This window comes from Microbulbifer maximicatervae (SeqCode) (assembly GCF_052467695.1).
This window is the reverse complement of record NZ_CP174320.1, coordinates 3,677,131-3,691,665: the sequence shown is the minus strand read 5'-3', so window position 1 is coordinate 3,691,665 and position 14,535 is coordinate 3,677,131. Positions and strand designations below refer to the sequence as shown.

Here is a 14,535-nt window from a genome sequence, read left to right as displayed (position 1 = left end):
TTCTCATACAAGGAGGCTGACTTACCTGAGGTTGGACTTCTAAATTAGCCAATCCTGACTATAAGGCAAAAGCCCAAACTATAATTTAAGACGACAAACACTCACATATACCAATTCAATCCTGACCTTCCAATTACCACTGTTGTGGAAAACACACTGCCAATCAAAATCCGAATTAATACAAGCAAGGCTCACCCTCGGGCCAACCGTAGCCAACTATCTATTCATAGGCGAGTAGCACTGTGTTTTCCTAGTAAACTTATTCTCAGGGAACCAAGATGGTAATTCCACAAACCCTGAACCTGAGTTAACCTTTAAAGTGCTGTATCGACCGCTCAGGCTAACTTTACCATTATTTATTACTTTAAATTGATGTGGCCAAACGACGCCTGGCTCAATCCTTCTATAATCAAACTCCTCAACATAAACACCATTTTTATAAAGCACCTTTCTTATATACCCAGTATCAGGGTCTATACCAAGTAAAGGGGTAATCCTTCCCCCTGAGACGAGCTTCCACCAGATTTCACTTCTGTGCTCAGGCACATCAAATGGACCCTGCACTTCCATCGATGGGTCACGTAGAAAATAAAGGAAATTAAGCCATAATCCCTGAAGTAAATTATCCTTCTTATTTAAGCTAATATAGGCAGCTGACTCAGGGTCAATTGAATTGCCACCTTGATATAGTTCGTATTGACCTTCTACTCCAAAGTGAATTACATTTTCACGACCTGAATATTCAGCGATGGATTCATTTAAAAAATTTAAATATTGAATTTTTGTGCGCGACGGATTGCTTTCTGAAGATAACTCTATTGTAGACGTTAAAGATTCAATCTTATGTAATGAATCCTTCCCTCCAAAAGCACCTAAGAGATTTTCTTTAACTTGTAGTGCAGTTGGCATTTCATTCACTAGCGGCTGGTGCCTAAGTAAAACCTGTCCTAAATCTGTACTCTTTATCTCACCGTGGTACAAGGCCAACTCGCCATTAACTAATACATGAATAAACCCTTCTGCGAGCTGCTGCGGATCTTCGTAGGTTGCTCGATCATTGACCTGATCCAAATCAAAGATAGCAATATCGGCATAATATCCAGGAGCCAATCGCCCCCGATCCTGAATGCCTAAGAAACTCGCAGGCAATGCTGTCACCCCCCTAATCAAGAATGGTAAAGAAATCAGAGATTCATCAACAACAAACTGCCTTATCTTCTTAGCAAACGCTCCAAATGTCCTAGGATGTGCACGCTGGCCTGGCACAGCGTGTGAGCCTCCATCCGAGCTCGTCATCATCCATTCCTGTGTTGCTAATAAGCGAATATTGTCCATATCATATAATTCAAGATTCATCACAGAAGCATCTCTTTGCTCCTTAGCAATATGAAGTACAGTATCTAAAGTTGTTAGATTTAATTCCTCGGATACTTGTGCTAACGTTTTGCCATTGAGGTCTTTATTATTATCAGTAAATAATAATTTTTCCGGACCACCACGAATGTCAAGCATCTGCCTATGTTCTGAATGTAAACGATTTAGGAGATTTTTACTTTGTAACCGTTCAAGTAAAGATGTCATTCCTCCAGCTAAGGCCCAGTCTGGAATAGTATAAGCCAGCAATGAACTCTGCGTTGCAGTATATGGATGTTGTGCAGCAAATACCTGAGCACCATCCGCCCTGGCATTATTGATCAAATCTATCCCTACGTTAGCTCGTCCGTCGTTATGCTTACCCTGTGGAGTAAAATGGCTAAAGATAATTCTTGCATCTATTGCTGAACCAATTTTGATAGCTTCAGCAACAGAAGCATCGTATCCTATACCGTTTAGAACTGCCCCCAAATCCCTATCATGGGTATCATAAATAGCTTTATACTTATTTAAGAATGACAGGGATTCAATCACTTCTTTTGTTGAGGCATAAGAAGCCGGTCGGTAAAAAAGACCCGTTGAGACCCCAAAAGCACCTTGCTGCATACCACTTTCAAGATACTGCGTCATTTTTGAACGCTCTTCATTGCTGGCAGGTCTATCATTCATCCCCATAACGTTCAAGCGAGCCTGATTGAAACCCACGTAAGTTCCTATATTGACGCCGGTATCACTGAGCCTTTCGCCTCCCTCCTCAGCGACTTTATATTGCTCTAGAACATCATTTTTCCCAAAGCCATCTACACCAATAATTACCGAGGTCACGCCCTGAAAGATCTGGGGTAACATTTTTTTACCCTGCGGGTCATTGAGATCTGCATGGCTATGCATGTCAATAAACCCAGGAGTAACATATAACCCCTCAGCATTAATGGTTAATTTAGCCTTACTCCTAAGACTATCAGCGTTCCCTACAAAGACTATCTTGTCATCGACCACTCCTACATCTTGCTTTATCCATGGATTACCTGAACCATCGATAACTTTTCCATCAAGAATCAAAATGTCCAAATAATCTATTTTATTGTTCTGTGCCAGAGTTACCGCACTGTAGAAAAGGAACAATAGAATAAGGCAATACTTAACTAATAAACTCTGTGTAAATTTCACAATTACTCCCCATTAACTACATAACTCAAACCAAGAATTTCATGATACGGCGAAATAGATAATTCCACACCTTTAATACTCCATGCTTTAGAATACCGCTATTCTCAGCAAAAATTGAAACACCAAATAATATGATACCTGCGATGAGAAAATTGAGAATCGACTTAGCATTCATAATCATCCTTATCAATTTATCTTTATATGGCACACCACAAAACACAACTAAACGGACTTAAAATTCACCGTACTCTAACCTTATCTGTTACAATCTTTGAATCAAACACTACTTATCGCTTAAACAAGACCGGCTATCGATAGAATTTCATACGGATCTCGAAATTTTCCTGGCATTGCAATACTAACGTTTAGTTAACCTTATAAATATTGATGTAACCAATGGCTTCCCAGCACTAGCAGCTTAATATCTAATTTTCCATTCTACATCTATTACCCTTTTGCCTTGCTTTACTCTTCTACCAAAGATCAATTACAAGAACCTCTACGCACTAAGCCTTTCCTTACCCAAAGGATCACTAGGAAATAGGTTACTGATTCGACTCAGAACAAGCTAGTGAGCTGGTACCACTGTTTCAGAGGCGGCCAAAATAGAAAATAATCTAATAAGAGCCATTTAGGACAAAACTCCACTGCCTCGCCTCAGATTCTACCCTTATAGAAGCAGCCCATTATTAGACGAAAGCACGCATCAATTTCCGACTATCGCACTTAACAGCACAGCTGCCGCTTTTTCTGGGAACGACCTTGCATTTTATTCACATTCTTGGAGTATCGCTAAATTGTGGTGTTTTACAGTTTACTGGGTTCCAAGTAGGTTTGTAGGTCATTTTTCATGTATTCGAGCACAGAGTTATGTCGCACCATATTGAAGCCCTATTAAGTGAATGGCAGGCATCGCCTGAGGATGATTGGGTACTAGCCGTAATCACCAAAGTTCAGGGCTCAGCTTATCGTAAGGCGGGAGCGATGATGTTGTTTCACCCACTAGGTAAGAGTATTGGCCTAGTCAGTGGTGGTTGCTTAGAGGCTGATTTAAAACGATACGCTCAACGCGCTATTCAGTATGATACTTCGATTAAAGTGATTTACGATGCCAGTGATGAGTCGGATGCTAGCTATCAATTAGGCTGTGGCGGCATTGTAGAACTAATTTTATTTCCCCTAACGCATAGAAACCAATATCTTCAGTTGCATTGCCTTTTAGAATATTTGAACTCGGGAAACTCCGCTTTCTACGAACTGGAGTTACCTATTCAAAATACCAATTCAAGAGATCTTGTTGCGAGAGTTATTGCGCCAGAAGCAATGGGCTACCAGATTGATAGCACTACCAAAGCTACCCTATCACTACAAAATGGAAAAGCAGATGCTCTGCATCCGAGATTAATTATTCCCTGCCTACCCCGCTTCCATATTGCTGTTTTTGGTGGCGGGTTAGATGCTCAGCCAGTAGTCAAAATTGCTCAAGAACTAGGCTGGCACATTACGGTGATTGATGAACGCGCAAGTTTTGCCCGTCATTACGATTTCCCTGGTGCAAGTATTCTAAAGAAACCCTATTCACAGCTGACTACATCGCTGCTGAATCAGTTTGATGCGGCGATTGTGATGCACCACAACTTGGACTTGGATGCGAAGGCGTTACAAGCCGTAAGCCTGACGAAGCTACACTATGTTGCGCTGCTCGGCCCTCCACATAGACGTGATAAAGTTCTTGATAGAGCGGGGATAAAAGTAAGTGATTTCTATGGTGTCTTTTCCGCACCGGCAGGTTTAGCATTAGGTGGTGAGCTACCTGAGTCCATTGCTTTGAGCATCCTGGCTCAATGTCACGGAGTATTGCATCAAGCTAGATTGTTACCCCTAGACAAGGTCGCAACGTGAATAAATTTATCCGGGAGACAGCTAGACAACCTTCAAAACGGATACTGGTAGCATTGCTTGCTGCCGGAGAAAGTCGTAGATTTAATGGTATAAAATTACAAGCAACAGTAGATGTGATTGACTCAAATGGGAAGATTAAGAGTCAGCCTCTGCTGTTGCAAACGCTTGATAAACTAACCAGCCTAAACACAAAAACATCAACCGGGCTAAAAGTAGAGTTATTGGTAGTTCTGGGAGCGCATCAAGAGAAGCTGGCTAATTTGTTGTCTTCCGATGTGAACCGACGATTTAACACTAACTGGCAAAGTGGTATTGCAAGCTCTATTAAAGAAGCAGTTATCGAAGCCGAGGCCCTTAAGGTAGATGGTTTGCTAATTGCCTTGGCTGATCACATAGGCGTAACTTTGGATGATTATCAAAAATTAATTACTGTGTGGCAGTCATATGGGCAAACTTGCTGCGCCCAATATCAAAATAGTTTTGGCGTACCTGCAGTATTTAACTCCTCAGATTTTACTGATCTCGCATCTCTCACAGGCGATACGGGCGCAAAGCACTTATTGAAAAAGAAATCTAATCTTGATGCTTTATCAATTGTTGAGATCGAGGGTGTCGCCATAGATATAGATCGTAGAGCTGATATAGAAAAATGGCAAAAAATGATTGTGGAGAATCTCAGTTAGGCTTATTTTCAGTTTTTAGTGAGAGTATCAATATAATTAATTACTTCCGTAAAACTAGCTGTGCGATACACAGATTTCTAAGTCAGAGCCAGTTAACGGAAAGAGGCGATTTCGCCACCGATACGCAATTACTAGCGGGATTATCAAGGAGCGGGTAATGTCTAATAAGAAGTTAACCTTAACCATCAACGACGAAAGTTACGCACTAGATGTTGCACCTGAGATGCCACTTTTGTGGGCAATCAGAGATTTACTTGGATTAACAGGCACTAAATATGGTTGCGGTGCTGGATTGTGTGGAGCCTGCACAATCCACTTGGACGGAACGCCGACGCGAGCATGTTTAACGACGGTTTCGCAAGCCAAAGGCAAGAAAGTAACTACCATCGAGGGGCTGCAATTTGCTAAATTGAAGCAAGCATGGAGCGACAATAACGTTCCACAATGTGGCTATTGTCAGTCTGGCCAGCTTATGACTGCTGCCGCGCTATTGACCCAAAACCCATCACCAAGTGATGAAGAGATTAACTCTGCCATGGCTGGAAATATTTGCCGTTGTGGTACCTACACACGAATTCGAGCTGCTATTCAAGACACCGCTAAAAAGAGAACTTAATAATGAGTAGCTTTACAGCCGTAAAAAATTTCAGCCGCCGGGATGTACTTAAACTATTTGGAGCAACTGGCGGGGGCTTAGCTTTAGGTGCAAGTGGAATGAGCTGGAGTCCGATGGCCATAGCACAAGGAAAGGAGCCGAGGTTAAACCTGTTTGTTGCTGTTGGCGAAGACAATAAAGTCTATCTTACCTGTCATCGTTCAGAGATGGGCCAAGGTATTAGAACCGGGATACCTCAGATACTCGCTGATGAGCTTGAGGCTGATTGGCAACATGTCGTTGTGATTCAAGGGTTAGCCGATAAGCGCTATGGAAGCCAGAATACCGATGGGTCACGCAGTATTCGTAAGCATTATGACAAAATGCGACAAATGGGGGCAATAGCTCGGACCATGCTGGAACAAGCTGCAGCAGACTCATGGCAAGTGCCTGTCGGAGAAGTGGAAGCCAGGAATCATAAAGTCGTGCACGTAAAGTCGGGCAGAAGCTCTAGTTATGGAGAGCTAGCAGTTGCTGCTGCGAAACTTCCCATACCAGAATTGAACCGCGTGAAACTGAAGGAAAACAAGGACTTTAAACATATCGGCAAATCTCACAAGATTGTCGACATGGATAATATGCTATCCGGAAGAGCTAGATATGGCTACGACATTCAAATAGATGGCATGCTGTATGCCAGTATAAGCAGGCCCCCGGTTCTCGGTAGTGATGTAGAAAGTTTAGATGATACCCTGGCTCGCAAGGTTCCCGGGGTTTTGGATGTGATTCAATTACCTGTGCCCGAAGGACCACCTAAGTTTCAAGTTTTAGGTGGTGTAGCAGTTATTGCTACTAACACCTGGAGTGCCTTGCAAGGGCGTAAAGCATTAGAAATAACTTGGACTGCCAGTAAGAATGATAGCCACAGCAGCACAAGTTTCATGGAGTCGTTAATTCAGGGGGTCAAGGAGCCTGGTAAATTAGTTCGCCAACAAGGAGTTGAAAACACCGATTGGCCGGAGGACTCAACCCAGCAAGCCATATACACAGTGCCCTATTTGGCCCACGCACCGATGGAAGCTCCTGCTGCTGTAGCTTCAGTTACACCAAATGGCTGTGAAATCTGGGCATCAACACAAACACCGCAAAGTACGCAGCAAAATGTAGCAGCAAACCTCGGGCTCAATGACGAACAAGTGAAAGTTAATGTCACGCTATTAGGGGGCGGCTTTGGAAGGAAGTCAAAGCCTGACTTTAGTGTGGAAGCGGCACTATTGTCTAAAAAGCTTGGACGGCCGGTTAAAGTTAGCTGGAGCCGCGAGGACGATATCCAAAACGGCTACATGCACGCAATTAGTGCCCAATTTTATCAAGCAAAACTTGATAGCGATCAAATGCCAACGGCAATACTACAACGTACCGCCTTTCCATCTATTAGCACTACCTTTGCCGAGAACGTGGAGTACCCCTCAGCTGGAGAGCTGGACCTTGGCTTCGTCGACATTCCATTTACTGTGCCAAGTCATCGTTGTGAAGCGGTTAAAGCATTGGCGCATACCCGTATCGGCTGGATGCGCTCAGTGAGTAATATTCAGCACGCCTTTGGTATTGGTAGTTTCGTGGATGAACTGGCACACAATGCCAAAGTATCATGCCCAAAGATGTGGAAAGAAATGTTGGGCCAACCTAGGCATATCGACTTTTCCGGTCAACAGTTCAAATACGGAAACTACGGAGAAGATCTATCACGCCACCCAGTCGATGTTGGTCGCTACCATCAGGTAATTGATATTGTTGAAAGGAATATGGCTGAATTTGCACCTAACCAGTCAAATCAAGGCTGGGGCTTTGCCGCTCATCGAAGCTTTAATAGCTATGTAGCTATAGCGATTCTGGTGGAGGTGAAAAACACAAACCTTAAGGTACTGCAAGCAATTGCAGCTATTGATGCTGGACTTGTTGTTAACCCTGATAGAGTTGTCTCACAAACCGAAGGCGCGGTGATTTTTGGCTTAAGCTTGGCGATGATGGGAGAGTTAGCCTTTGAAGATGGGAAGGTTAAGCAGTCCAACTTCCATGATTACCCTGTACTTCGTATGGGGCAGTGCCCTGATATTTCGGTAACGGTAGTGAGTGCCAATTCTGCTCCAGCAGGCGTTGGTGAGCCTGGTGTGCCACCCGTAGCCCCTGCATTGACCAACGCGATATTTGCAGCAACAGGAACCAGAATTCGCAATCTGCCAGTAAACAAAAAACTTAATGTTTAAGTTATAATCACAATCGCAAAAGTAGAGCTTTATATCCCCCTACTCGCTCTTCGTAAAGGGGGATATATAAAAGAAAACAGCGTAGACAAAGACCCACAGAACTGACTGAATATAATGCAATTCCATTATTGACTCATCAAACTTGTCTCGATATACAACTTAAAAATTAAATCGCTAAAAAGTTTCTTAATAAAAGCATGGATTGCTACATAGCAACGGGATACAGGGTTAAAAATTTTCACTTTTTCGACTTCCTCACACTGAAGTCTCATATGTATTAGTTCAGACCAAATCTGACACATCCTCTTGAAAAAGAGGGGTTTACCGGTTTTGATGAAGGTGCCTAAACCTAAAAGCAAAACCAAGGATAAACCCCATGATCCATACTAATGATCGCATCATCAAACACAAGACCGGATTGCTAAATCTGGCAGAAGAACTCGGAAATATCTCCAAAGCATGTAAGATGCTGGGTGTATCGAGAGACACTTTCTATCGGTACAAGGAAGCCGTTTCAAGTGGTGGCGTGGACGCCCTTCTTGAGAAGAACCGGCGTGTACCCAACCACAAGAACCGTGTTGACACAGTCATTGAAGAGGCAGTGTTAACTTATGCCCTCCAAGAGCCTGCCCATGGGCAGGTTCGAGTTTCCAATGAACTGCGTAAACGCGGTGTATTTGTGTCCCCTAGTGGCGTTCGGAGTATCTGGTTACGGCATGACCTAGCTAACTTCAAATTGCGATTAAAGGCACTTGAGGCCAAGGTCGCTGAGGAGGGACTGATCCTCACGGAGTCACAGGTTCAGGCTTTGGAGAGAAAACGGCATGATGATGAAGCCTGTGGTGAAATTGATACTCAACACCCTGGTTATCTGGGCTCGCAGGATACCTTCTATGTAGGAACCTTTAAGGGCGTCGGACGTGTCTACCAACAAACCTATATCGATACCTATGCGAAGGTGGCTCATTGCAAGCTGTACACCACCAAAACGCCAATCACTGCGGCAGACCTCCTGAATGACCGTGTACTACCGTTTTATGCCTTACATGATCTACCGGTGCTGCGTATCCTAACTGATCGCGGTACAGAGTATTGTGGCAAATTGGAACAGCACGACTACCAGTTATATCTAAGTGTGAACGAAATAGAACACACCAAGACAAAAGCCAGACACCCACAAACTAACGGGATCTGTGAGCGCTTCCATAAAACTATTCTACAAGAGTTCTACCAACCTTCATTACGCCGCAAGATCTATGGATCAATAGAAGAGTTACAAAAGGATCTGGACGAGTGGCTCACATATTACAATAATGAGAGAACCCATCAGGGTAAGAAGTGTTGCGGTCGAACACCGTTAGCCACTCTTGAAGATGGAAAAAGCATCTGGAAGGAAAAGCTCGTAAACTGAATTTGACCTGACAGAGCACCTCCTGAAAAACCGGTAACTGTCAGATCAAGTCTGAACTACTACAATTTATTCAATAAATTCAGTTTTGCAGCTAAAAATCAACCATAAAATAGCAGTCCAATAATTCGTAAATTTATCTCTGAATTTATAGAGGTGCCCTAAAGTTAAATCCACCATTTTTTCGCTCACAATATCTTTAAGCACTTTCTGAAGCTCAGAATGCGTTGGGAATTTAACGGAAGCAGCGTCCATACCAACTTCTCCTTTTCTCGCTCAAGTAATTAGCATCCAATCATAGTAGCTTATTGCATTAAATGTGCTTCAACCACTAAAGGTAAGTAGAGCCAACCTATACTCTGCCAACAAGTTTGAAAATTATTTTCTCGCCCACCTGATTGAAGACTACCTCTATTGAGAGTTATGACTAGCTTACAACCAACAAGCAGGATAGATCATATTAATCTCCAACCAACTGGTTCCGAATCATCTAAATTCGACTTAACTATACGAATGATTGATGACCACCAAATAAAAACCATCTAAATAAAAAAAGCCTATATACACAATAAACGATTTTAAGCTAGAAGAATTACTCAAATAGTAAATTACAGAAAACAATCATGTCTTTTTACAACTGACTCTTATCAATAAGCAGGGTTATAACCGGCCACCCAAAATACATTTTCTTCACCATTTATACCTATTGTATCGAACGACTCATATACCCATAGGTCCGAATCTAAATTTCTATCTAGCTCATCAGAAAGATACTGTATATTATCTTTAATTGATACGCCCTTTGGATTAGAAGACATTATTAGAGCCAGTCCTTTTGCCGGACTACACTTGCTTAATTTATCAAAGTCACTTCTAATTTTAGGTATTTCAGGACTACCTGTTGAGCTCATCCACCTCTTCATTTTCACCACCACTTCTATTTCTGATGGCACATCTTCCCGGAAAACAACAAGATCAATTAAGTCATACTCGACCTGAATCCTTCTGGCGAAGTATCTAAAAAGGTACCTGGCAATGATGAACTGATAATATCTCTCATTGTTTATTTTCAGAATCCCAGCTTGGTCACACGAGTAGCAAGAATTATTGGAAAGTGACTCCTGAAGATACTGATCCTCCTGCAGAGCCTTACATGATAAAGAAATTAAATCTTTTAATATTAAATCCACCTATCCTCCAAATCACTATTACGCACCACATTGAAGAGTTACTTTGGAAATCAAACTTTAAAATACAAAACTGTAAAGAAACATATACTCGCCACCAAGCAGCATCACTGAAGGTCATGCTTTACCAATATAGATAAAACTGACTCTATTACTAAGATTTAACTTGCCTAAGCTGAATGTGATTCCCCTCAGGATCAGCTACGTTACAAACCTTGAAAATTGGATTTGACCACTCACCTTCCATAGCCCTGCCCCCAAGTGTCTCAGCCTTATTCTTTGCATCTTCAAGACACTCCACCATGACAAATAGTTTAATTGTGTTGAAATTTCGCTCAGGGAGCTCTATGGGCGGGACATGTACAACAATATTAAATCCGTCTTTACCTATATTGATTAACTTATCTGTTTTATGTAGTACGTGAAAATCAAACATTTTTAGATGGAACTCGGAGAGACCCTGTATATCTCTTACATATATTATGACTCCGAACTTTGATATTTCACTCATGTTCTACCACCATTTTTTGTAAGACTTCCAAGCATTTTAACCTAAACTGCACAAACAAATGTTACCCAAGCACAAAAAATTGTTAACAAGTCAAGCAACCATATATTTTCCCCTAGATTAAAGGATGCCGAACTATAGAAATACCTTTTAGTGGCATATAGCAATTGACATATCCAGTTCCTTCCCGGCCCACACAAAAGAACAGTTATCAATCTAGCGAAAAGACAATCTAGAGGTATACATAGCATTCCCTTATTATTATGGGATTCCTCTATCGATCATTATATCAACAGCAACTATTAAACTGCTAGATAGTGCTAAAAAGCACCTATTCTTAGGCATTTGCTTTAGGGATATTGTTAAAGTAATATACAAAATTGCTTCTGTTAGAATTTCTAGAACACATAATTTGTACAAGTTACACCTGTGTTAGCTATTAACATCTACAACTTTAACTGCCTTAGCAACAAAGCTTGAAATTATCATCTCATCCTCGCACAGAGAGCTTATCAAGCACTTAATAAGCACTTGAAATAATCCTCCCCAATAGATTTCTCTCACGATGATAAGGATATCGGATAGCAGTAGATGGCATTACCGTGGATTTAAGCGTCTATTTGTTTAACCCAAAGATTACAATGTCTTGCAAGTTATGCTCTACTCTGTAATATCACGTAGAACAAAAACCAGGATTATTGTCAGAAATATCATTATGTATCAGTTTACGTATGAGCCTACCCCCAAAAATGTCCTACTGGACCTGATGGGCGTTAACAAGCGACACGAGCTTGGAACCAGTCAGCTCAGCTTTATATCTGATGCATTTGACATTTCTATCAATAGTCTACGAGTAACATTAAATAGATTGGTAAGTACCGAATTGGTCAGCCATGATGGGCGGGGGGTGTACCGTTTAACAGAAAAAGCGATCGCCAAACGTGCTTTTATCAACCGCTGGCAACATGATACTTTTCATTATGAAACTTGGGACGGTAGTTGGCTTACTTGTCACTTACCTAAAGGAATATCACGTACGGTTCGTAGAAAGTCATTATCGGTTCTCCAATGGTATGGTTTTTCCGTAGGCCTCGACCACCTGTGGGTACGACCCAACAATCTAAAACTCGCCCATTCTGAAATAATCGCTTCATTAGATACTCTTGGACTTGAGGTAGGGGCGAACTGTTTTGTATTGCATGAGGTTCCCGATTCATTAGTCTCTCAATGGGCTCACCAGCTATGGGATATCGGAAGGCTTGATAGCGAATATGACGATCTCGTACAGTCCCTTGAGAACAGCCTTAAGACTCTGTCAAATAAACCTATTTATACAACATTATCAGAAACATGCCGGTTGGGTGGTGAGGCCATTCATCGCCTAGCGATTGATCCTCTACTCCCAAAGATAATAAGACCGCAAGAGAAGTACCAAGAATTGAAGAATATCGTGCGTAAGTACGATCGTGTTGGCCGTAACATTTGGCTGGAACAGTTGAAGAAGTTAGGTGTTGACTAATAATCACAACAAGGTACTCCTCAATGAATATCCCAATTAGCAAAGAAGAACTAAAGCCTTTTCTGCAGCGTAGTGATGCCAGAGCTTGGTGGATAGTAGCAAGCGCTTGGATTGGCATCGTTAGTATTTTTGTTATTGCAGCACTATTACCGTATTGGTACGTATATATTGCAGCAGTATTCTTGCTTGCTGGGCGTCAACAGGCCTTAGCTGCAATCATGCATGAAGCCAGTCATAAAACGCTTTTCGCAACCCGGGCCTATAATAAATTCATTGCCAAGTGGTTATCTTCACCATTTTTATTGATGGATGGTGATACCTATATTAAGAGCCATCTAAAACATCATCGAAATGCTGGCACAGATAAAGATCCGGATCTGAAGAACTACAAAGACTATCCTGTAAGTAAAAGGAGTCTAGCGAGAAAATTCATTAGAGATTTTTTGGGAATCACTGGTTTAAAGGCAAACCTATATCTTTTTTTAAGCGGTCGAGATTTGTTGAGCAGAAATAAGAGAGTTAATTATCAGTTGACACGGGGCCTGTTTGTTAACGGTATCATGTTTGCGGCGTTGTGGGCCTCTGGCTTTCCGCAGTTGTATATCCTATGGGTAATAGCCTACTTCACAGTCTATATGGCCATCATTCGAATGCGTCAAATCGCTGAGCATGCCGGGGTTAAAGATCTCTATCATCTGGAACCAAAATATAATACACGATCGGTTCCAAGGGGAATTTTAGGATTACTCTTTGTCAGCCCCACCGATGGATTAAGCTACCATTGTGAGCATCACGCTTTTATGGGTGTGCCCACCTATAACTTAAGGGCACTCCATAAGTTTCTTAAGGCCCGCGGGTACTATGATGATGTAGAGCTGGCTGATAACTACCTTGGCGTGTTAAGACAGGTGTTAAGATAGCAACTGAAACTGAATACTTCGCGGCAAAACAGCTTAAGATAAGAATGATACTTCCGCCGTATTTTCCATACAGGCAGCAGCAAAAGCCATGCTAACCTATCCGTGAAATGGTTTTTTGCTTTGCTGCCATCTAAATCCATACATTAGAGCTTCGCTTTATATATGATAAATGCCGATCGAGCACCCACTATTGCGCTTACCAGGAATATTCTGCACATCCAACAGCCAACCTAATTGCTGCCTCCGCCAATAAATGATTGGAGTTCAAGGTAGGCAGAGGGGAGTTGGAGTCACTAATTATTAGTGGTATTTCTGTACACCCAAGTATAACGGCATCACAACCATTAGCCTTCAAACTTTGAATTACCTCTTGAAAGTAAGTTACTGAATCTGGCGTCGAGACACCACAGACCAATTCTTCCATAATTAAGCGGTCTATATTGTGTACCTGCTCATTTGTAGGTCGCAGCCAAGCAAGGTTCTGCCCTTCAATTTTCTTTGGGTAAACATCACTTTCCACCAGCCATTTGGTGCCTAAAATACCAAGCTTTTGATAACCGCGAGATTTCGCACTCTCTGCTACAGCTTCAGCAATATGGAGCCAAGGTAGCGGTGATAACTCTTTTACATACTCAAACGCCTGATGAATGGTATTATCTGGACAAATTAAGAAATCAGCACCCTGCGCTTTGAGCTTTTTAGCTGAAGAAAGCATTAGGTCACCAACACCCAACAAATCGCTGTTATTCAATCGATCCACATAGTCTGCCAAAGAGTGAGTATGCATGGAGATTTCCGGGTGTGCATACTCCCCCAAAATTTTGGGGCTTTCAGTACATATTGTTCTATAGCAAAGGGCGGCCCCTTCTGCGGAGCATCCAACTATACCTATATGTTTAGGCAAGGTTTTCATATTACTAAACTTCTATCTATTAGAATTAATCCGCCACTTAGAATTGCGGCGGTCCCTTATGATACGCACTACTATCGATACTCACTTTA

The 14,535-nt window shown here is 42.0% G+C and carries 12 protein-coding genes; 7 read left to right on the top strand and 5 right to left on the bottom strand.

The features are described 5' to 3' along the window. Positions 1-216: 216 nt before the first annotated feature. Complete coding sequence (locus ACJJI8_RS16270) at positions 217-2,544, bottom strand: N-acyl-D-amino-acid deacylase family protein (RefSeq protein WP_444933015.1); 2,328 nt, start codon at positions 2,542-2,544, stop codon at positions 217-219. Positions 2,545-3,414: 870 nt separating this feature from the next. Here ACJJI8_RS16270 and ACJJI8_RS16265 point away from each other — a divergent pair. The 5 genes from ACJJI8_RS16265 to ACJJI8_RS16245 all read left to right on the top strand — a co-directional run bounded on the left by ACJJI8_RS16265 (position 3,415) and on the right by ACJJI8_RS16245 (position 9,402). Further along, positions 3,415-4,446: an XdhC family protein gene (locus tag ACJJI8_RS16265; protein WP_444933014.1), complete on the top strand. Its 1,032-nt coding sequence runs from the start codon at positions 3,415-3,417 to the stop codon at positions 4,444-4,446. Next, positions 4,443-5,129, top strand: coding sequence for a nucleotidyltransferase family protein (locus ACJJI8_RS16260; RefSeq protein WP_444933013.1), 687 nt, complete (start codon positions 4,443-4,445; stop codon positions 5,127-5,129). Before ACJJI8_RS16265 ends, ACJJI8_RS16260 begins: the two co-directional genes overlap by 4 nt. Before the next feature lie 157 nt (positions 5,130-5,286). Then, positions 5,287-5,745 (top strand): (2Fe-2S)-binding protein, encoded by a 459-nt coding sequence (locus ACJJI8_RS16255; RefSeq protein WP_444933012.1) that lies wholly within the window; start codon positions 5,287-5,289, stop codon positions 5,743-5,745. A 2-nt stretch (positions 5,746-5,747) separates the two neighbouring features. Beyond that, a complete protein-coding gene (locus ACJJI8_RS16250; protein ID WP_444933011.1) occupies positions 5,748-7,991 on the top strand; it encodes a xanthine dehydrogenase family protein molybdopterin-binding subunit in 2,244 nt (747 codons plus the stop codon). A gap of 376 nt (positions 7,992-8,367) precedes the next feature. Beyond that, positions 8,368-9,402 carry an IS481 family transposase gene (locus ACJJI8_RS16245; RefSeq protein ID WP_444932638.1) on the top strand — a complete coding sequence of 345 codons (1,035 nt, stop codon included), beginning with the start codon at positions 8,368-8,370 and terminating at the stop codon, positions 9,400-9,402. A 66-nt stretch (positions 9,403-9,468) separates the two neighbouring features. Here the strand turns inward: ACJJI8_RS16245 and ACJJI8_RS16240 are convergent, their stop codons facing one another. The 3 genes from ACJJI8_RS16240 to ACJJI8_RS16230 form a co-directional block, all read right to left on the bottom strand. Next, entirely contained in the window at positions 9,469-9,654 is a 186-nt protein-coding gene (locus ACJJI8_RS16240; protein ID WP_444933010.1) for a hypothetical protein, read from the bottom strand. A gap of 392 nt (positions 9,655-10,046) precedes the next feature. Beyond that, positions 10,047-10,589, bottom strand: a complete 543-nt coding sequence (locus ACJJI8_RS16235) for a hypothetical protein (RefSeq protein WP_444933009.1) — start codon at positions 10,587-10,589, stop codon at positions 10,047-10,049. Positions 10,590-10,740: 151 nt separating this feature from the next. After that, positions 10,741-11,097 (bottom strand): VOC family protein, encoded by a 357-nt coding sequence (locus ACJJI8_RS16230; RefSeq protein ID WP_444933008.1) that lies wholly within the window; start codon positions 11,095-11,097, stop codon positions 10,741-10,743. 712 nt (positions 11,098-11,809) lie between these two features. Between ACJJI8_RS16230 and ACJJI8_RS16225 the strand changes: the two genes are divergently transcribed. Together ACJJI8_RS16225 and ACJJI8_RS16220 are read left to right on the top strand one after the other, a co-directional pair. Then, positions 11,810-12,613, top strand: coding sequence for a hypothetical protein (locus tag ACJJI8_RS16225; protein WP_444933007.1), 804 nt, complete (start codon positions 11,810-11,812; stop codon positions 12,611-12,613). Between the two features lie 23 nt (positions 12,614-12,636). Continuing rightward, positions 12,637-13,533, top strand: coding sequence for a fatty acid desaturase family protein (locus tag ACJJI8_RS16220; RefSeq protein WP_444933006.1), 897 nt, complete (start codon positions 12,637-12,639; stop codon positions 13,531-13,533). 196 nt (positions 13,534-13,729) lie between these two features. Here ACJJI8_RS16220 and ACJJI8_RS16215 read toward each other — a convergent pair whose 3' ends face one another. Continuing rightward, positions 13,730-14,446 (bottom strand): aspartate/glutamate racemase family protein, encoded by a 717-nt coding sequence (locus ACJJI8_RS16215; protein WP_444933005.1) that lies wholly within the window; start codon positions 14,444-14,446, stop codon positions 13,730-13,732. Positions 14,447-14,535: the final 89 nt, after the last annotated feature.